The organism is Syntrophomonas zehnderi OL-4, from assembly GCF_000983115.1.
GTDB classification, from domain to species: Bacteria; Bacillota; Syntrophomonadia; order Syntrophomonadales; family Syntrophomonadaceae; genus Syntrophomonas_B; species Syntrophomonas_B zehnderi.
Window position 1 is genome coordinate 60,304 of sequence record NZ_CGIH01000018.1, and the last position, 19,855, is coordinate 80,158.

The following is a 19,855-nucleotide window of genomic DNA, read 5'->3' on the forward strand; positions in this document are numbered from 1 at the left end:
CCATATTATTGAAATTCAAGTGCAGCTATTCTTCCTAGCTATACACCACCAAATACTCCCCACCCATCCGGTGCTGGTAATCCCATAGTTCCCCATTATACTTACGAGCTACTGCCCTTAAATCTGGCCAGCTGAACCAGCCAAAAATGGCTGAGGGCAGCTGGTTTAAATCGATCTGAGGCGTATGGCGTAATTCTCTGGCCCACAATTGCAGCATGATGGCCGCTTGCTCCTCGTTAATTGTCAGTGGCTTGTTAAGCATCAGCTTTTTATTTGACTCTGTAATCACTTCAAAAAAATGCAATGTATTTATAAATGAGCCTGCCGAACGAGCTACCACATCCCGATCTCCGGCTCCTTCGACCATTTTAAGTTTCAGAAAGGTGAGGTTTATTTCACTGCCCCATTCATACAGTCGGAAAATATGCTCGGCTATCGTAATCAGGGTTTCGGTACTGCCGATAAGATAAAAGAGATAGATCGGCGTCATAAACGCCAGATCATATTGCTCGCTAAGTTCTTTCAACCACAGCTTTTCCCTCACCCGTATCTGATTGGCAGGATCGCGCAGGAAGCAGCGGAATAAAACGGTCCGTACTTTTCTTTTGCCCTCTTTACCGGTCAGTTCACGGGCTATTTCCTCAAAGGGAAGATTTAATTCAGTTAGTTTCTGTCCCGGTTCAGCCAGCAGCAAACTGTCATAGATCCAGCGCGGCCTTATCGGGCGGTCAAATCCGATCATGAGAGTACCTCCACAAATGGTATTACGACTTCTTCAATATGTATTGCACCATGACTGATCCCCAGCTTATCTGCCGGGTTGAACATTTCCCTTCCCGGCGGCAGGATCAGAACTTTCTCTCCCAAAATACGTTGGTTTTGCATTATCACAAGATCATGCTTACGAGCAAATTCTTCCGCCAGCTTCAAATTAGGATAAATCAAGGCCCGCAGCGCTCGCTCCTCAACCAGATACTTATCTGCTTTTACCCCATTGCCGGAGCACCAGATGGAGCCATGATCAGCAGTAAGAAACACCCGATATCCTTCCTTTAACAAAGTTGAAATGGTTAATGCAATCTGGGTTTGTCCATAGAGCTCCTGCAGCTGGTGATGCATATTTTTTTTGCTCCGGGAGAATAAAATGCTCTTGTGTCCAACGTTATCAATAATATCAAAAACAATCCCCAACACATCATAATTTAGATAATCACGATCCCATTTCCCATCGGTATTAACAAATAACCGCTTGGTTTTACTCTTTCCATGGAGAAAGAAATTATCAACCGCCTTATTGAACCCTGATGATTCCGAGCCCATGTTGTCCAGAAATACCTCCCCGCTGAATAACGAATTACGCGACGAGGATGTCAACGTGGGGATAATGGCGAAGGTGGCATTCTCACGAAAATCCCCGCATTGATTAGCCCGCATATATGATTTCAGCCCAACCCATTCGGGAAAACCCATACCATCGAAACACAACAAGGCAATCCGTTCATTTTCCAAGGTGCTGAGATAACGCATGGTTTGGTTAATGGTAACCGGGCCGTTTATATAACTGGCAAAAAATAACTGATCATATTCCTGAATTATATATTCATGAAAGAGCTGGCTGATTTCATGATCCAAAGCAAAATAGCTATCGGCTTCCAGCATTTCAGCCGGGTGGAGGGATTCCAAATCTCCCCAGCTCCGCGCGATAAGCTGCCAATCTTTCTTGTCCTGCTCCAAAAGCTTCCTGATGTCCTTTACCAACCGGGCATAGTTGTATGTTGAGCTGTCTTTATCAAGCACTTCCTCAGTCTTTTTTGGCGTCTTTACATTGGCAATACCAGCATAATCTTTTTCACGAACCAGTACCTTGCCCATGGCAATCCATTCCCTGATCAGAAACAAGGTTTGCTGTTCATCCTGAATACCCAAGGTATCGGCTGACTCTTGATAAGCCTCATATATAGACTGATAGCCGTCCATCTCAAACATTCTCAGTGCTTTACTGTCAAGCCGGGGAAAGATATCCGTCAGGGTCCAGCTGATTAAATCCGCATTTTGCTCGACATCAAAGGGCAGACAAGCAGCCTCCTTTTGCAGCAAAATCAATATTTGCCGGTTCTGGTGCTGGCGTATGAATTGGCGTAACGATAATTCCCCCTGAAAACTGACCACTGCAAAATCCTGTTTCAGCAGGTCAAGCAACAAGGGATCGCTCCCCAACTGATCCGGGTCATTGACAACCATCAATTGACTGTAGGACCGTTTGGCCTTATCAAGTAAAATATCAAACCACTTTTTCATCATACAAACTCCACATAGGCAATTTGTTCGCAATTCAGTGACGGGATCAATTGTCTTCTCCTGCGGGACTGCAATTGAAACCTCCTCATCTCTTCCTGTAATTCATTTAGCCTGGCGTTACGAATGTTGTCAACTGCAATGCGCAGCAATGCTTGTTCGCGGGCCTGGAAATAGGCCTGTCGGCTTTCTTCCTGCTTACGAATCTTATCCTCCAGATTTAAGGTTTCTTCATAGTAAATCGATTCGGCCAGCCGTTCGGCATTGTTCTGCCCTTTCTCCATCAACAGGTCCCAATCCAGCCCAGGTTCAATTTTAATTAGATCCCGTACCCGCTCCGGCATTTCCTGAAAATATTTTGAGATCCGGGAATGATACTGCCCGGCTGCGCTAATAAAACAGGGAATGATGAACAGCCTCTCCCGATCTACATAGTTGTTCAACTTTAGCTTATATATAAAAAGGACGCCCGTCTCCCCGGCAAATTTACCTTCTTCCACCTGCATCCGGGCGCTTATGTCCATGGTCAATTCCTGGGCTGCTTTGGCAGATACAGTCATCATATAGGGATGGCCTGGCCCCAGTAGATCACATTCTTCCTTCTCCAGTGCCTGACTTTGGTGGAATATCACGTTTTTCCAGTGCTTGCCGCTGACCATGGTCTGATTCTGTTCTTGCCGGGCCAGGTTGTAAAACTTGCTTACATATTCACTGACCGCCGCGTAAAGCTGCAGCTCAATCGCATCCTCGGCTTTATCACGGCTAATTTTGCACAGGGAGGTTATGCGCTGTTTAAATAGCCGCTGACCTTGAAAGTCCACCACCGCCCGTTTATTGTTGCGAACGGTTATGGCTTTCACGTTTTCAGGATTAAGATCACAGCCGCGGTAGAAGCGATGGGGATCAATCAGGCTTAACAAATACCGAAAGCGAACTGAATCACCCTGATGAGGTGTAGCCGAAAGCAGCAGAAAGCAGGGAGCCGTTTCGGCCAGGACCTTCCCTGCTTTAAAACGAGCGGTTTCCTCACCGCTCATGTCTTTGGTTAGTTTATGGGCTTCATCAAAAATCACCAGATCAAAACCTGCCTGCGCCGCTGCTTCGCTGACATGTTCATTATGCCAGCCGCGTCTGCGCAAGGCTGTTTCCTGGATCTCCTCATTCATCTTCTTGGGTTTGATAAAATCAAGTGAGGTAATGATGCGATCCTTTAATCTCCATATGTTGGTACTCTGCCCATGCAGTTGCTTTAATGTCTGCACCGTTTCCCGGTCGTATATCGCAAAATCTTCGTCGAACTTCTGCCGCAGCTCTTCCTGCCACTGCAAACAAAGACCTGAAGGAGCCACGATGAGAACCCGCTCGACCATCCCCCGAGCCTTTAATTCTTCATAAATCAGGGCGGCTTCGATGGTTTTGCCCAGTCCCACCTCATCGGCAATCAGGACCCGGGGCGAGGGCTGGTTCAATACATATTTAACCGCCAAAAGCTGATGCGGCAAGGGAAGAATCTTAAAATTGGCAGCTGTCTGCAGACCATCGCTGGTATAGGATGCCTGCAGCTGCTGGTTAAAAAGACGCAGTAGAAAGCGGCGGGCTGGTGAAAATTGCTGTTGCCGGACCATCTCCTCAGGAGATTGAACCGTCAGCAATTCATTTGCGGGAAAGCTAATAGTCTCCCCCCTACCGGCAAAAAAGACCTCCACATAATTATGTTGAAACAGCTTCTGCTGTCCGACAATTACCCCGAGGCCTTTTTCAGCCGCTGCCTGGCAGCGAACCTGGTCGCCGATCTTCATCTATAGGTCCTCACCGGTTTTAAAACGGGCAAACTCTACAAAATCGTTGATCTGGGAATCATTTTCGATAATCTTGGGATCGAGGCGTTTAGCCACATCGATTATATCTTGATAGCGTTTTTCCTGGTATGCCTGGGTAAAACCGAGGACAATGGCCTCTTTACGGACTCCTTTTATCTTCTTGGTGCTGGTCCGGGCAGCATTAATTACTTGATCAAAGCTGCGCAGGAGATCACGCTGCCGCTGCGCTTCGATCTTCTCTTCCTCTTCCCGGGTCCGGGGCCGGCGGTAGCTGCCATTTTCCATTATAAAGTTTTGATCCAGTAGTTCACGAAGTTCTGGAATCTCATCCTCTACTCCGCTTATCATCTTGCGGGAGGCAGTATATATATCACTGTAGGTCTGGGGAGTTTCTAGAAATTGATAAAGCCATACAATAAGCGACTTTTCATCTGTAACAAAAAGCAACTGTTCTCCGCTCTTTATCTCTCGAATCTTGTCCAGTCCCTGCGCCTTCTTCCACTCTTCATAGTCCAAGACCTGGTCATCATTAAACCAGAAACCATCGATTAACTTGAAGTGGTCTCTGAGCATGCCATAAAACTCACGAGCATTCATACGAAAATCATATCCGCGATGAAAATAATGTGCCAGCATCTTTGAGTAGAGCATTTGATCGGTACGTTCGATATTTATTTCTACCGGTAGGTGATCAAGATGCTCCTTTACAAATTCTATTTCTAATCCTTCTCCTGCCAATCGCAGGAAATGTTCTTCAAATTCTTTTTTAGGCTTATAAGCATTAATAACCAGGTCATTTTTAACCGCCCCGGCTGATGTTACTTGTTTAAAGCTACCTTGTTTTTTATCAAGAACTGTAACCTGTGCCACTATAAAACCTGCTTTGGTCATGGCGTCCCGAATAGCATTCCACACTGAAGCCTTAGAATTATGGAAAACAACTGTGATCCATCGATTTGGTTTCAGAATACGATACATTTCTTTAAAACAAGATGTCATTAGTTCCTTATATTCATCTAGCCCTTTGAGCTGAACATCATTCATAATAGCTTCAGGTTTATTATTGGTAAATACTTTTAGCCATGCTTCCCAGAGAAAATTAAGCTCTGAGTACATTATGTTATCACCAAAAGGTGGATCAGTAAAAATATAATCAATACTATTATCGGAAATCGGTAGATCAGTAGCACTCTGTGTAGAAATTACCGCTCTATTTGGTACTTTACTTATTTCTCGCAAACCATCCGATAAATATTTTAAATTTCGCTCAACAGTAAGAATAACATTAGGTGGGGTAGTCAACGAAGATACATATAGTGTCCCAGCTAAAGGTCCCCCTCCTTTTTTATCAGGTCTAAATCTCCGCATTCTTGATAGATAGAAATTAGATGCTGAATGAGCTAAAATAATCCGGTTTCTTATATTCTTACTTGAGTTCTGAAACCAATGCCAAAAAGCTGCCATGGTCCAAAGATTAGCTTTAGAATAAAAATGATGGACATGAGTAATTCCTAATCTATCATTTCTCCTAGATTCATCACCTTCTGGCATACGATCTGTAGGAAACCAATAGGGAATTGCCATTGAATCAATCTTTTTTAGCATCTCCTTATCAAACTCACCCGGCGGGTTATCAACTCGCTTTTTTCCTACCTTGCAATTAATGAGCACCGGCACTTGTTTTGCCTGGATTACATCTTGGCCAATAATAGGATCAAAGTGTTTTACCATCGATGATTGACTTTCTCTTTTTGTTATTTCTGCTTGGCAATGTGTACACTTATATGTATCAAGTATTTTACGCCTGTCTTTATCCCACGCTACATTAGAAAAAACATACTCATTTTTACAATATGGACATATAAATACATCTGACCAGAGGACAAAGTTTACACGACCTTTTTTACCATCAGTATGCCTGGTTTCATACATCCACCCACATTCTTCCTCAACCTGTTCAACGATTCTTGCTGACTCTGAATTGAATTCTCCTATATCAACAGGAGTATTATAATTATAGGCAACTAATGAAGCAGCCGGTGAAAGATCTGACAAAATCGCTCTTCTCCCCACCATCTGGGCGGCAACCCCGGTCATGCCAGTTCCACAGAAGCCATCAAAGACTATATCCCCTGGCTCTGTATAATGTTCAATAAAAGGCATAATCGCCTTGTGAGGTACCTTGGTATGATATGAATGTGCATTATATATTGGATCATTTTTGCCTTCACTTACATCCGCCACAAAAGGTGCCCGCTTGTATTTATCCTTTTTTGCATCATAGGGCTTGCCATAACGAGCAATATAATCATTAATATATGGATTCGGACAAGCCGTATAATAAGGCGGGTCCGATAGGGCCAGGATATCCTCATCCTTACCTATAGGGAACCCATCAATATTTCGCACTGAATCCAGCAGTTCCGCCAGGGGACGGCAGGACTCAGCAAACTCATCCTTTGCTTTAGGCTTTTTAGCTTCTTTTTCAAATGCCAGTTCTGACTGTTTGGCCATGATTTATTCGCCATCCTTTTCTGCTTGCTTAATTCTAATCTTTTCCAAATCCTTGCCTGCTACCAGCATTTGCTTGAATTCATTTAAATTCCGCTCCAGGCTGTAGTAATCCAGGACCTGTGATTCCTTGAACAGGTGCTCCATAAGTTTTTTCGGGTTTAATTCAATAATCTCCAGTTCATCAAAGAGATGATTCAGTGCTTTCACCAGGGTAGTCGTAATCACCTCGGGCAGGGTTCCGTTTTTCAATATATAGCTGATCTCCTGTTTTTCATCCGCCTGGAGATACTGAATATTATCCTTGTAATTGTTCACCTCGGTAAGGATGTTACTCTCCCAATCTTTCCAAGATGCCTCAATACGTTCTTCAATAACATCCAATCTTTGTTTTAAATCAACCCTATAACTGCTGGGAAAATGACAACGGAGGCACATGGCTTCATTCTCAAGAAGCTCCAGTTTAAAATCATCGCAGCGCAGGTTGCCGGCATTTATAATCCCGTTTTCCACATTGGCAAACAAACGCTTGTCTAGAATCCTGACGTTTTTTAACAGCAAAAGGTTTTTATATTTTTGATCAGCGGTAATCGTTTGCAGGCGACTCCAATCAACCTTGGAACCAACACAGCGTTCGTGTTCTTTATAATAAGCTGCCTGATATTTTTTACGCACCTGCTGGAGTTTCCCCAAGAGAGGCTGACGTCCGGCTGGATCAATCAGCTTTTCGGCATCAGCCAAGATCGCCAGAGCATCCGTAAGCATTTCCTCCAGACCGTCCACCTGAATGAATCCAGGAAAATCGCGGATAACCTGCTTCACTTTTAAACCATACTCCAATTCAGTTTTGATTTGGTTGGAATACATCTCATACAGGGTTACCAATTGCTGAAGCACCTGTGCAGCTTCGGCAATGGTCTGAATTTGCTCCTTGGGATAGACGATCTTTTTTAGGTCAGCCGGGGTTTTGACTCCATCAAAGTCGTTTAATGGCAAGTTGCTTAAATTAACGTGCCTGGCTTTCAACCCATTGACATCCACTACATCCCGGTGCTGCAGTGAAATGTTCGCCAGTCGGACCTGCACCTGTTCGCATTGTTCCTTTATCTCCAGATAACGGGTACGAAAATCCTGGACTGCTTCACCGCGTTTATTGGTTTTTCTCAATTTGGCTGCCTGGTCAGGCGCTATGCCGATGGCTATGAAAAGTTCAATCAGCGGCTGCGGATTAATTTCACTTTCAATGAACAGGTATTTTATATTGCCAAAGGCATCCAAACCGCTGGCAAACACCTCGGATACTTCCGAAGAACTGATCGTCTTCCCTCCGGCAGCTTTTAAAGCAATCTCCCCATTGTAGGTAAGCACCACCAGAACAAAGCTAGTCATTAAGGGATGATAGCCATAAGGAGCTTGTTCCAATTTGCTGATAAGCTTTTCTACGTCTAGATTCTTGCCGTTTTGTTCCCTCGCATCCTGCAGAATATTTTGAACGATTTCTGATTGTGCGGTATTTAACTGCCCGCTTTGATCCACCAGATCAAGCGCGCTTAAAATTGCCTTACTGCCTCCAAAGAGGGATTGAACACCGTTACGATTGATAAGATCCCTGATCGCTCCGGAAAATTCCCCCTCTATATTATCCCGGCTGATCAACTGCGGGAAACGAGGATGTTTGGGGTAAGTAGCCTCAAAGTATGGCTGCAGCAAAGTTGGTTTCAATTCAGAAAATAACTCATCAAAATTCCTAAACTCTCTGGATATCAGGCTTTTAATGGATTTTTTCTCCTTGCCGATTTCAATCATACCAGACTCCAAATAGGAACTGACTAAAGCAGCAATAAATTCTTTGCGAATACCAACCAATCTTTTTTCCATAATACTGACCTGATATTTCTCCGCAATGAGGAGGTATACCGCAGCCAGTTTTTTCAGCAATGCCTGCGCTTCTTCACTCAAGGAACCGCTGCAGACGATGCGGTTAGGAGCAGCTTTGTATCGATTCTTGGAACAGAACGGGGAGACAAAAACCAGTTGATAATCTCCGTTCTCGGCAACGATTTCACCCCTGCCGGTTTCATAGATAAACAAACCGTTGCGAAATGACCGCCGGGTGGTCCAGGTACAGGTATCCAGGTATCCTCCCGCAGGTAATTCCACTCCCAGCATGAGCTGGTCTCTTAGAATAGAGATAATTCTCTCATCTTGAATAGCATCCGGCAGATTATCGCTTCTTCTTTCAATGACCTGATCGTAATCAATCTGAACCGTAAGATCCAGATAATAATAACCGTCTTTGGTTACACTGATGAACTGCCCATCGGTTACTTTACGCAAACGGTTCAGAACCAGACCGATTTCATCACTGGCTTCCATCATTTTATTGCCGGGCAGTACCAGGAGCGTATTGGCTAATTCTTCCAGGGTAGCTCCATTGTTATTGGTCTTGCTGAAAAGATGGAGCACCGCCAGAGCTTTGACAATTTGCCGTGCTTCTGACTGATTACGGGTATCCAGCAAATCAATTTTGCTGTCCAAAGTCTGTACTGCATTGATAACCGGTGATACTGTTTCCAAGTTCTTAACCGTGTGCTTGGAATTCATTTCATCAAAAATGCGGTCATAGGTAATCAAGCAAGGGAAGGATTCATCCAGGACTTTTTCCACTTCCTGCACGGTAAATTGAATAACTCCGCGTTTTTCAAAATACGGGAGTTCACTAAAAATCTGAATCACATAAGGATGTAAGGGAAACAGATCTATATATTCATCCAGGTTGGCCTGAATATTGGGATAATACTTTTTATACTCATCAAAAAGTTTTCCCAGTTCCATTCTCTGTTCGGGCGTTTTATTCAGAACCCGGCGAGCAATAACCCGCTTGATATCTTCACGTTTAATGGTAATAACCTGGAACCGCTCTGATACCCTGCCAAAACTTTCGGCTTCATCTACATATTTGGGGTTCGAAAAAATATGTTCCTGCATGGCACCAATAAAGGTAAAGTCGCTGCTCTGCGCCACCTGACCAAGTACCCGCATGAACTGCATATCACGGGTAATTTTCTCTTTGTCCTTCTGCTTGAGAAAATCGGATATTTCGTCCATTATAACGATTAATCCCCGACTGGGGTCATCCGCTTTGATTTTATCGAGCAGATCCAGAATATTTTTCTTGTGATCCACTACTCCTTCTGTTTTGAATTCAATATCAATGGCATATTTAGCAGCCAATTGAGAGGCTACTTCAAAATAGAAGTATTGAGACAGATCCACGTCATTGGGCTGCAGTTCCCAGTGAATGATGACAAAATCCCGTTTGATTTGCTGCGCAAGTTTTTTTAGCTCTTTATCCTGGATGTATTGACGTAATTTTGGCTCAGTTAAAATTGAAATCAAAAAAGCCAGCAAATGTGATTTACCAGAACCGTAACCGCCCACAATCTGGGCAGCCTTATGCTGCGGTGCATTTATGTCTTCAAGGAGATGAACCAGGTATTCCTGCATATCCTTGGATATGACGTACTTTTCAACCATCGCCTGCTTGTCGTCAATGGCATCAATATCAATTACTTCTTTTATTTTCTCAAAGTTCAATAGCTCACGAACTTTTATCATGGTCTTCCTCCTCATTCCATACTGCAAGGCTAAAACTCAACATCTTCTATTTTACTATGAATAAGCTCACTGAGATCTATCTCTGAATAATCCTCCCGTCCCGGCTCTGAATAGCGCACCCGTTCCCCATAAACCTGGCCGTTCATAATAACAATTATTTCTTTCTCCCGGGATTTGTATTTGAAAGCCCCTACCGGATTTAATCTACCTAACTCAGGAGAAAAGAGTATGCTGGTATCATAGAGTATGACCTGATCCGGCAGCTCCTTAAACCATTCCTTTATAATCCTGCCAATCCGCAATTTTCGTTCATTCTCAGGGATACGCTCGACCAATTCCAAAATATGATCAGTCACATTAAAGGCTTGCCAGCCCTGTGGTGCCAAAGCCCCAGTAATTTTCTCATACTGCCTGGCGTTATCAATAATGACCAGCATCTTATAGTAATTACTGCGATTCTGTTCCAATAATATTTCCAGTTTCATTGTAAAACCTCCTGATCTATATAATTTATACTGCAATTATAATCATTGATTAAATAATACTCAGCCTAATTATGCTATCCAATCATAGTTCTGACCGCCAACTTCCGGTAATAGCGGATTATGAAGCCCTTCGGGTGCGCTACGCCTACATAATCTCCATTATCGAAAGGTGGCTATCCCGCTACAGGCCAGGGCTCCAGACTGCCCGATCGGCACTCACCCGCGCGCGCTGCGCGATCATATGCGCGGATGTGAGTGGCCCTCCGCCCTGCGCCTTCCGTTCGCGGACGGGACACCCTACCCACCGGAATTATACCGGCCTGGCTGCTGCGCAGACAAGGCCGTTCGGGCAGCGTGTCCTCGCTGATATCTTTTAGATTACATATTTCGTGTGACAAAATTATGTCACAATCAATCAAAGTCACCCAAAATTCATCTTATATTTTATCTAGCGGAGCGATAACAGTCCTCGCCGGACTGGCATTATAGTCCTGCCGGATTATTAAGCAATCAGGAATGGCAGGCATCTACTGATGATACCGGCTCATTTGTAAGCGCTCAAGGTTTCCTGTTGGCGGGCGCTGCCCGACCTTGACCGTTTATAACCGCCGGAGCAAGCTAGCTGCCCCCGCCCTTCCCTGAATAACCATTCCCGTTCGGTCATTCATTTCTATCTTTTTGACAAAATTCTAACTTGAAAACAAAATTCCTGCAATTGGAAGGAAAATGAATCGTTTACAACTAATTATCTGCGCAATTCCCACTGGTTAATCCATTTAAAAAAAGCCCCGCAATGGGGCTTGATTATGGTTTAAAGTTCAAACCTTGCGGCCAGCTCCACCTCCGCCAAGCCGTCAACCGTATTAACCGCATAAAGAGCAGCAAAGTGTTCTGCCAAGCATGCAGCGGGATGCGGTGGATCGGCTGAATGATTTTTTGGGGCAGTAAAGAGGAATTTTGATGACATACGCATGGGATAGGCTCAATTTATCTAATTCCATCACTGGTATGGGCAAACCCCAATACATTGTACGTCAGGAAAGATTCTATAAGCCACTACATGAAGTCGTTAGTGTTGCTATAATAAAATCCCTTAAATCAATCCTTGATACTATGTATTTTGAAGGTATAACCGACATTGTTGCTCAAATCCTAGAAGGTCAGGTAATCCCTCAATTAAATTTTTTAAAGGATATACTATCCGGTTCAATTGATGCTGATCGGATGGATTATTTATTACGTGATTCGCTTCATTGTGGAGTTAGCTACGGTAGCTTTGATCATGATCGGTTGATTGATACCTTAACTGTTTTTTCAGATGGAACTGGTAGTTTAAGTTTAGCAGTGGATCACGGTGGAATACATAGTATTGAAGCGCTTATTTTAGCCAGATACTATATGTTTACTCAGGTATACATGCATCGTACTAGGCGAATTTATGATATTTATTTGAAGGATTTTATGGAGAACTGGAAACCCGATCTGAACCCGCTTACAGCGGTTTTGGATTATGATGATATTGATTTGATTACTATGATGAAAAATGCATCTAGGGATAAAAATCATCCAAGTCACGTTGTGGCTACCAGAATTTGCTGTAGGCAACACCATTCTGTTATATATGAAACCTCAGAATTTGCCGACGCAAGAACGTTAAGAAAGGCTAAAGGTATTTTCCAAAATTTGGAGAATAACAGCAGTAATTATAATTTTATTTTGGACGAAAAAGCTAAAGGCAGTATTCATAAATTTTTTGTACCAGGCGAACACGACGAAGGTATTGAACTACAGGTAGTACATAAACAAAGGCATACCTTAATAACCGAAGAATCAAGCATTCTTGAGAAGATACCTAAATTATTCCATGTGGTACGGATTTACGTTAATGAAAAAGATCAAGCTAAGCTTAATGACTTGCGAATAAAAGCTAAAAAGATTGAAGGGGAAGTGATGTAGTTTGAGTATCTTACTATGTGACTCATTCGATGATGCAATTATTGCTTATGTTGTACACAAATGGAATAACGAGGAAACCGCTATTGCATTGGGTAGAACAATGGTTCAAAAGATCTGTTATTTCCTTAAAGCCAAGGGAGTTCCTCTAGATTTTAAATTTGATATATATCATTATGGTCCCTATTCTCAAGAACTATATTATAGAATGGAAGAATTGGTTGCCGACGGCATTGTTTTTGACGAATCTGAGCAAAAATCTAAATCAAAATATACACCTGGTGATCAAATTGAGGAACTCATAAGTAAACATGATATTTCAAATCATATAAATGATATCGACGATATAATAGGTTTGTTCAATCAATTTCACCCTACCGAAATGGAGCTTTTAGCAACAATTCATTATTTACAAACTACATCAACAAAGTATTATGGTAGCCCACCAACAAAAGACGAAATCGTTGAAAAAGTCATGACCGTTAAACGAGGAAAATTCAGTAGGGATTTGGTTTCCAGGGCATTTGATGCGTTGCATGAAACTGGTCTTTTTGCTTGGATAAGCTAATTATTGTTATAGATGTTTTTACCCCGGCCTAGCCTTGTTTTCTCTCAGCAATTAAACACTATAGACTGTGTATTATATAGTTAAGTAGCTAGATCTGAAGAAGTTTTTTTAATGTGAAGATCAAAAATACCCACTAGCCTTTTATTAGAATAGGGATAGTGGGTTAATCTTAACAGTATAATTAAACCATCAACTTATCTGTTTATCCATCCAAGCGCGCAGCTGATCCTTGCGTACCAGTATCCTTCGCCCGATTCTGACGGCCGGGAAATCTGAACGCCTGCACAGCTCATAAGCAGTCCATCTGGATACATTCAGAACCTCTGCAAGTTCATTTACCTGCAGAACTTCAGGGATATTCGACCAGGTACTCTCTACTTTCTGCGGTAATTTTGTCTCCTTACCCCTCTGCAGCCATTCCACCAAAACCCGCAAACCCTCCATCACCTTTTGTATATCCTGCTGGGACATCGCTTCCACCCAATCATCTCCTGTCCTTTTTCTTAAATCATTGCCCTGAAATCAGATAAGCAAACAAAGGTTGGCGACGGCATTAAAATTATGGCGACGATTTGGCGGCGTTAAACTAAAAGTGAATTTCTCCAGAAACAACTAAAACCGCGCAAACCTGCGCGGTTGCTTGTTTTCTACTGGAGCCGATGGGCGGATTCGAACCGCCGGCCTGCTGATTACGAATCAGCTGCTCTGCCACTGAGCCACATCGGCATTTGGGGTGGGATTTACACCATGCTACATGATAGCAATATTATTGATTGCCGTCAAGAGAGGAGTACCCGGTAGTCTATCTGGGATTTTCAACTTATGGGGAACTTCTATAGAGACAATGTAATCAATGTCGGTTCCCGGCAAGCTTAAATTTGGAAATTGCAAAAAGGAACGGTACTATCCTCTCGTTTTCCTTAAATTACTGCCCGTTAAGGCAGGTGGGTACGTTTTTAATTACTGTTTGGTTTATTTGCTATAGAGATTGTTAAATATTATTGATTTTTGGGCTGCTTTTTGGTTCGGATACCTGATAGTAATTAGGATTATTATTTACAATGGGCAGGCATCCGGGGCAGATCCAAATGATATAGGCTTTGTTGTCAATGATCTGCACCATATTCTTGAGAATGGCCTCTGGATACATCTTGCTGCAAAAGTGGCATTTTAGCACTTTCAAGACTCCTTTACTAATTCAGTTTAAGGCTTAGATAGTAACACGAAGGGTCACATCACGATTTTTCTGCACGTTTTTAAAGAGGCAGTATATATTGGTATCCGTAGTTTAATCCAGGTAGGCCCGCATGAATTCCAGTTCCATTTCGACTTTTTCATTGACAACTGCTACGGCCTTTTCAATAATGACTTCGTTTTCTCCTTCCAGTGCCTCTCGGATCAGTTGATCGAAGGGTATCTTGGACATCCTCTCAACGGCTTCGGCTACACTGACTTGGGTAAAAAAGGCGTTAAACATATTTAAGAGATTATGAAAATATCCTTCGGCCCAGGCTTCTATCTGGGTTTCATCGGGTACTCCGTTAATGGAATCGAATTTACTTATGTGCATTTTGCATCTCCTTAAGCCATGCGGCAGCCTCTGCCAGTGCCCTGCTTACGGTCTGCGGAGCCGGTCCTCCGGGGATCTGGCGTTTGGCTACACAGTTGGCGATATCCAGGTTTTGGTATACATCGGCATCTATTTTCGAGGAAAATTGCTTAAATGTCTCCAGGTCTATTTCTTCCAGAACCTGCTGGTTTTCTAGGCAGTACAGTACTGCTTGGCCGACTACGGCATGGGCATCGCGGAATGGCATGCCTTTTTCGACCAGATAATCAGCCAGATCGGTGGCATTGGTAAACCCTCCCCGGGCTTCCTGGGCCATTTTTTCTTTTTGGAAGCGGGTGGTTTGTAACAGCGGCGTAAACACCATTAAACACTTTTTAACGGTATCAAGGGCGTCAAACAAGGCTTCCTTGTCTTCCTGCATGTCTTTGTTGTAGGCCAAGGGCAATGCTTTCATCAGGGTTAAAAGGGTGATCAGATCTCCGTACACCCGACCGGTCTTGCCTCTGACCAATTCGGCTATGTCGGGGTTTTTTTTCTGCGGCATGATGCTGGAGCCGGTGGAAAATCCGTCATCTAACTGCACAAAAGCAAACTCATCGGTTGCCCAAAGTATAATCTCCTCAGAAAAACGAGATAGATGCATCATTAATATACTGGCAAAGCTGCAAAACTCTATAGCAAAATCCCGGTCACTTACTCCATCCAGACTGTTACGGGTAATATAATCAAATCCCAGTTGCTCCCGCACATATTCTCGATCCAGATTAAACCCGGTAGCCGCCAAGGCTCCTGAGCCAAGCGGCATAGCTGCCACCCGTTTGCGGCAATCATCCAAGCGTTCCACATCCCGCCTGAACATTTCAAAATAGGCCAGCAGATGATGAGCCAGGGTTATGGGCTGGGCTTTTTGCATATGGGTATAACCGGGCATGACGGTATGCAGATGCTCACCGGCAATTTTAAGCAGGGTCTCCTCTAATTCCAGCAGCAATTGCCTGATTTTTATTATTTCGTCATTTAAGTACAGGCGTATATCCAGAGCCACTTGGTCATTGCGGCTGCGGGCAGTATGCAGTTTTTTGCCGGTATCGCCTATTCGGGCAGTTAGGAAGGTTTCGATATTCATATGTATGTCTTCGGCTTCCACCGTGAATTCCAACTGTCCGTTTTCGATTTCCGACTGGATCTCTTGGAGAGCCGCCATGATATTTTCGCCTTCCTCCCGGCTGATAATACCCTGTTTGGCCAGCATAGCAGCGTGGGCCATACTTCCTCGAATGTCCTGGACATACATCCTGCTGTCAAAAGCGATGGAAGCATTAAAGTCCTCGGTTAACTTATCGGTTTGCTTGGTGAACCTACCGCTCCATAGTTTCATTTTCACACCTCAAGCTGGGTTTTCGTCCTGCTAAGTCCTAAATTGTTTAGCAATATCTATTATATTATCTTAATTCACGAAATGCATCTTTAAAATGTAAATATGAAAAATTGATTTTTAAAATAAATTTTCTTTGCAAATATTTTTCAGTTGATTTACAATTGGTGTATCAACTGTACTATTCGTCATAATACATATAAGTCGGAAAGGGGGAATTTTATGTTTGACCTGGATCTACGTAGCCGGGCACCGATCTATGAACAGCTTACAGAAAAGATCATCGAGTTGATTGTTAACGGTGTATTAAAGCCAGATGAACAGTTGCCAGCTGTTCGGGTTTTAGCCGCGGAATTGACGGTTAACCCCAATACCATTCAGAAGGCCTACAAAGAATTGGATCATCGCGGCTACATTTATTCACTGCCTGGCAAAGGTAGTTTTGTGCGCCCTGCGATTCCCGAAGACCATACGCTGCGTTTGCAAAGTCTTGAGCATGACCTCAAACGAATCATTGCCCAGATGTTGTATCTGGGTTTAAGTGCTGATCAGATTGAAAACCTGGTTAAGCATCTAATATCTACAAACAAGGGAGGCAGCAGCCATGATTGAATTGAGCGGAATCACTAAGCATTATGAGGAACTGGAAGCTCTAAACCAAGTCAGTCTATCGGTTCAAAAAGGTTCCATTTACGGGCTGGTGGGTTCCAATGGGGCCGGCAAGACTACTCTTTTAAAACTGCTGGCCGGTATTTTAAGACCGGATGCCGGGGACATCTGTATCGATTCTCAGCCGGTGTACGAAAATATTGAAATTAAGAATCGGCTTTTGCTTATTCCTGATTATATATACTTCTTTTTTAATTTTTCCATTCAGGATATGGCCGATTTTTATGCAAAAATTTACCCGCAATGGAATCAGGAACGCTTTGATAAACTGCAGGCGGTTTTTAATATCGATAATAAGCGCCGTATCCAAACCTTGTCGAAAGGTATGCAGCGTCAGGTAGCATTCTGGCTGTCTCTGTCGGCCATGCCTGATTATTTGATCCTGGACGAGCCTCTAGACGGGCTGGATCCGGTCATGCGCCAAAAGGTAAAAAACCTTATTATTCAGGATGTAGCTGACCGGGATATGACGGTAATCATCTCCTCGCATAACCTGCGCGAACTGGAAGATATCTGCGATTGTATCGGTATATTGCATAAAGGCAAAATGCTGATGCAAAGGGATTTGGACGATCTTAAGTCGGATCTGCATAAAATCCAGGTGGCATTTAAGGATGATTTGCCTGCTGCTTGGCATAATGATATTCAGGCCGTCTACCAGGAAAAAAGAGGGCGGGTAACCACATTGATCGTGCGGGGTGCCCGCGAGGAAATTATTCGCCGTATTAAGGCCCATAATCCCGCTATTATTGATGTGCTGCCACTTACTCTGGAAGAGATTTTCATTTATGAAATGGGGGATAACGGATATGAAATCAAAAACATCCTTTATTAATAGCGGAATTCTGCACAATGATTTTAAAAATTACGGTTGGATCGCTGTTGTCTACCTCTTGGGACTGCTTCTGGCTATACCCTTAAAAATCATAATGCTGCACAGCCAGGCCCAAAATCCGGAGATTATTATTGGTTCCGCTCAATATTTAGGTATTTTTAAATTTGATTCCGCATTCCAGATTATGCTTTTTATACTTATACCGATTATGACCGGACTGTGGCTGTTTCGATACCTGCAAGAAAACAACCGCAACGATATGATACACGCCCTGCCGGTTAAAAGGGTAACGCTCTATAATACCCATATTTTCTCCGGTATTGTTTTATTATCCCTGCCGCTTTTAATTACTGCCTTGGTCTCCTGGATCCTGGTGGCGGGAATGGGTATAGAATATATTAGCGGCTGGCAAATATTAAGGTGGTTCGGAAGTAGCCTGCTTTTTAATCTGATTTTTTTCATGGTCACGGTAATTACCGGCATCTGCACTGGTATATCCACCCTGCAAGGTATATTAACACTCATTCTTCTGGTGCTGCCAACCGGACTCTTTGAGCTGCTGGTCGTTAACGCCCGATTTTTTTTCTATGGATTTACCCGGGACTTTTACTCCGCCAAAACCGTTTTTTCTCCTTTATTAAGAATGGGTGACCTCAGTTATGTACCTCTACAGGCAGGTGAAGTAGTCGCCTATCTTTTGACTATACTGATTTTATTTGTATTAGGCAGCTATCTCTACCAGCAGCGCCATCTGGAAAGGGCGGGCAGCGCTATCGCTTTTGACTGGTTGCGCCCGGTTTTCAAATACGGAGTAACGTTTTGTTTTATGTTATTATTGGGTGCATATTTCTATGATACCCAGCAAGCCAGTCTGACCTGGATGTATTTCGGCTATTTTCTAGGTTCCCTGCTGGCTTATTTCCTGGTTGAAATACTGCTTACCAAGTCGACCCGGGTGTGGCACAAGCAAGCCTTAAAAGGCTATGGAATCTACGTATTGGTGATGCTTATTGTAATCGGCGGGCTAAATTTTGACTTTACCGGTTTTGAGCGCAGGCAGCCTGATCTGGCTAAAGTAGAGAGTATATACCTGGACAGATCTTTTTACAATTTGCGGGAAGCAGACGTGAACCGCCGGGCATCTGTGCAAGAAACCGAACATGCATATTGGCTGAAACCGGTTCCATGTAATTTTAAAGATCAAACTAACCTGACCAATATCTACGCATTGCACCAAAAAATAATCGAAAACCGCGACCGGGATAGAAAACTTATCAATATCCCCTACCGACACTACCAACATTATGAAGAAGTTTGTCTGGTTTATAATATGAAAAACGGGCAGCACATCTACCGTCAATATGTACTGCCTAAGGATAAATACCGGGATCTGCTGAAACCTATTTACGAATCCCCGGAAGCTAAGCTGCTGCAAAATGATATCTTCCGGATAGATACACAGCAGATTAAAACACTGGCTATTCATGGATACGATGTGAGTGATAAAGAAGTTTTTATATCAGATCCGCAATTAATAAAGCAAGCCGTAGCAATCTTAAAGAAAGAAATCCTTAAGCAAAGCTATGCTGATATGAACTCAAACAAGGTACCCTGGGCCGAAATCGCCCTGTTCAAAAACGATCAACAGCGCATTCACGTAGCCTGGCAGAAGTCTTTTTTGGAATTTGAACAATGGCTTATAGAAATAGATAAACGTGATCAGGCCCGAGTCATTGCCAATCAGGATATAGAATACGCAGTAGTTGAAAAAATACCCGCTGATAATGAAGCAGCCTGGAGAACGCTTGAGAGCAAGGATGAACGTCAGGCTATTCAAGAAATGGAAAAGAGACCGGGTACTCTAAAGATAACCGATACGGATAAACTGGAGATATGTCTTAATAATTATATTAATGTCTACCGGCCGGTTTACAACATCCGCTTTCTGCTTAAAAATGGTCAAACCTTATCCGGTGGTTTTTCCGAAAATGATGTGCCTGATTTTATAAAAGAGCATTTTTAGATCTAAAAAAACCCGGCACTCGATCTTGAGTGCCGGGCATTGTTAGGGTTGCGATTTCATCGGAGCGACCAAAGGTCGCACCTACAAATTGCCGATTCTTTCGAGCATTCGATTATGCTGCTGATAACGTTTA

At 43.2% G+C, this 19,855-nt stretch carries 15 protein-coding genes and 1 tRNA gene; 5 read left to right on the top strand and 11 right to left on the bottom strand.

What is annotated here, in order from left to right:
- Positions 1-34 precede the first annotated feature (34 nt).
- The 7 genes from AAV90_RS05030 to AAV90_RS15255 form a co-directional block, all read right to left on the bottom strand.
- Positions 35-742, bottom strand: coding sequence for a hypothetical protein (locus tag AAV90_RS05030; protein WP_046495075.1), 708 nt, complete (start codon positions 740-742; stop codon positions 35-37).
- The gene (locus AAV90_RS05035) at positions 739-2,301 is read right to left on the bottom strand and encodes a PglZ domain-containing protein (RefSeq protein WP_084691428.1); all 1,563 of its coding nucleotides are present in this window, start codon (positions 2,299-2,301) and stop codon (positions 739-741) included. The genes AAV90_RS05030 and AAV90_RS05035 overlap by 4 nt, the downstream gene beginning before the upstream one ends.
- Entirely contained in the window at positions 2,298-4,094 is a 1,797-nt protein-coding gene (locus AAV90_RS05040; protein WP_046495071.1) for a DEAD/DEAH box helicase, read from the bottom strand. Before AAV90_RS05040 ends, AAV90_RS05035 begins: the two co-directional genes overlap by 4 nt.
- On the bottom strand, positions 4,095-6,629 hold the full coding sequence (locus tag AAV90_RS05045; RefSeq protein WP_052729532.1) for a DNA methyltransferase: 2,535 nt from the start codon (positions 6,627-6,629) through the stop codon (positions 4,095-4,097). It lies immediately after the preceding gene.
- A gap of 3 nt (positions 6,630-6,632) precedes the next feature.
- Positions 6,633-10,244: a DUF6079 family protein gene (locus AAV90_RS05050; protein ID WP_046495069.1), complete on the bottom strand. Its 3,612-nt coding sequence runs from the start codon at positions 10,242-10,244 to the stop codon at positions 6,633-6,635.
- 29 nt (positions 10,245-10,273) lie between these two features.
- Positions 10,274-10,729 (bottom strand): BREX-3 system P-loop-containing protein BrxF, encoded by a 456-nt coding sequence (gene brxF, locus AAV90_RS05055; RefSeq protein ID WP_046495067.1) that lies wholly within the window; start codon positions 10,727-10,729, stop codon positions 10,274-10,276.
- A gap of 811 nt (positions 10,730-11,540) precedes the next feature.
- Positions 11,541-11,696, bottom strand: a complete 156-nt coding sequence (locus tag AAV90_RS15255; protein ID WP_207642026.1) for a hypothetical protein — start codon at positions 11,694-11,696, stop codon at positions 11,541-11,543.
- Between AAV90_RS15255 and AAV90_RS05060 the strand changes: the two genes are divergently transcribed.
- Together AAV90_RS05060 and AAV90_RS05065 are read left to right on the top strand one after the other, a co-directional pair.
- Entirely contained in the window at positions 11,690-12,685 is a 996-nt protein-coding gene (locus AAV90_RS05060; RefSeq protein WP_052729531.1) for an HD domain-containing protein, read from the top strand. The genes AAV90_RS15255 and AAV90_RS05060 overlap by 7 nt on opposite strands.
- A gap of 1 nt (position 12,686) precedes the next feature.
- Entirely contained in the window at positions 12,687-13,250 is a 564-nt protein-coding gene (locus tag AAV90_RS05065; RefSeq protein ID WP_052729530.1) for a hypothetical protein, read from the top strand.
- A gap of 189 nt (positions 13,251-13,439) precedes the next feature.
- Here the strand turns inward: AAV90_RS05065 and AAV90_RS14650 are convergent, their stop codons facing one another.
- The 4 genes from AAV90_RS14650 to argH form a co-directional block, all read right to left on the bottom strand.
- Complete coding sequence (locus tag AAV90_RS14650) at positions 13,440-13,721, bottom strand: helix-turn-helix domain-containing protein (protein WP_242847461.1); 282 nt, start codon at positions 13,719-13,721, stop codon at positions 13,440-13,442.
- Between the two features lie 180 nt (positions 13,722-13,901).
- Positions 13,902-13,976, bottom strand: a tRNA-Thr gene (locus tag AAV90_RS05075).
- A gap of 562 nt (positions 13,977-14,538) precedes the next feature.
- Positions 14,539-14,820 (bottom strand): hypothetical protein, encoded by a 282-nt coding sequence (locus AAV90_RS05085; protein ID WP_046495063.1) that lies wholly within the window; start codon positions 14,818-14,820, stop codon positions 14,539-14,541.
- On the bottom strand, positions 14,807-16,198 hold the full coding sequence (gene argH / locus AAV90_RS05090; protein WP_046495062.1) for an argininosuccinate lyase: 1,392 nt from the start codon (positions 16,196-16,198) through the stop codon (positions 14,807-14,809). The genes AAV90_RS05085 and argH overlap by 14 nt, the downstream gene beginning before the upstream one ends.
- A gap of 219 nt (positions 16,199-16,417) precedes the next feature.
- Here argH and AAV90_RS05095 point away from each other — a divergent pair, with 219 nt between their 5' ends.
- Genes AAV90_RS05095 through AAV90_RS05105 form a run of 3 tightly spaced genes read left to right on the top strand, consistent with a single transcriptional unit; the run spans position 16,418 to position 19,722 of the window.
- On the top strand, positions 16,418-16,807 hold the full coding sequence (locus tag AAV90_RS05095) for a GntR family transcriptional regulator (protein ID WP_046495060.1): 390 nt from the start codon (positions 16,418-16,420) through the stop codon (positions 16,805-16,807).
- Entirely contained in the window at positions 16,800-17,699 is a 900-nt protein-coding gene (locus tag AAV90_RS05100) for an ABC transporter ATP-binding protein (protein ID WP_046495058.1), read from the top strand. Before AAV90_RS05095 ends, AAV90_RS05100 begins: the two co-directional genes overlap by 8 nt.
- Positions 17,674-19,722 (top strand): DUF6449 domain-containing protein, encoded by a 2,049-nt coding sequence (locus AAV90_RS05105; RefSeq protein WP_046495056.1) that lies wholly within the window; start codon positions 17,674-17,676, stop codon positions 19,720-19,722. The genes AAV90_RS05100 and AAV90_RS05105 overlap by 26 nt, the downstream gene beginning before the upstream one ends.
- Positions 19,723-19,855 lie beyond the last annotated feature (133 nt).

Excerpts from the sequence above, each read along its gene's own strand:
- AAV90_RS05030 (WP_046495075.1), bottom strand. The coding sequence starts at position 742 with ATGATCGGATTTGACCGCCCGATAAGGCCGCGCTGGATCTATGACAGT.
- AAV90_RS05035 (WP_084691428.1), bottom strand. The coding sequence starts at position 2,301 with ATGATGAAAAAGTGGTTTGATATTTTACTTGATAAGGCCAAACGGTCC.
- AAV90_RS05040 (WP_046495071.1), bottom strand. The coding sequence starts at position 4,094 with ATGAAGATCGGCGACCAGGTTCGCTGCCAGGCAGCGGCTGAAAAAGGC.
- AAV90_RS05045 (WP_052729532.1), bottom strand. The coding sequence starts at position 6,629 with ATGGCCAAACAGTCAGAACTGGCATTTGAAAAAGAAGCTAAAAAGCCT.
- AAV90_RS05050 (WP_046495069.1), bottom strand. The coding sequence starts at position 10,244 with ATGATAAAAGTTCGTGAGCTATTGAACTTTGAGAAAATAAAAGAAGTA.
- brxF (WP_046495067.1), bottom strand. The coding sequence starts at position 10,729 with ATGAAACTGGAAATATTATTGGAACAGAATCGCAGTAATTACTATAAG.
- AAV90_RS05060 (WP_052729531.1), top strand. The coding sequence starts at position 11,690 with ATGACATACGCATGGGATAGGCTCAATTTATCTAATTCCATCACTGGT.
- AAV90_RS15255 (WP_207642026.1), bottom strand. The coding sequence starts at position 11,696 with ATGTCATCAAAATTCCTCTTTACTGCCCCAAAAAATCATTCAGCCGAT.
- AAV90_RS14650 (WP_242847461.1), bottom strand. The coding sequence starts at position 13,721 with ATGTCCCAGCAGGATATACAAAAGGTGATGGAGGGTTTGCGGGTTTTG.
- AAV90_RS05085 (WP_046495063.1), bottom strand. The coding sequence starts at position 14,820 with ATGCACATAAGTAAATTCGATTCCATTAACGGAGTACCCGATGAAACC.
- argH (WP_046495062.1), bottom strand. The coding sequence starts at position 16,198 with ATGAAACTATGGAGCGGTAGGTTCACCAAGCAAACCGATAAGTTAACC.
- AAV90_RS05095 (WP_046495060.1), top strand. The coding sequence starts at position 16,418 with ATGTTTGACCTGGATCTACGTAGCCGGGCACCGATCTATGAACAGCTT.
- AAV90_RS05100 (WP_046495058.1), top strand. The coding sequence starts at position 16,800 with ATGATTGAATTGAGCGGAATCACTAAGCATTATGAGGAACTGGAAGCT.
- AAV90_RS05105 (WP_046495056.1), top strand. The coding sequence starts at position 17,674 with ATGAAATCAAAAACATCCTTTATTAATAGCGGAATTCTGCACAATGAT.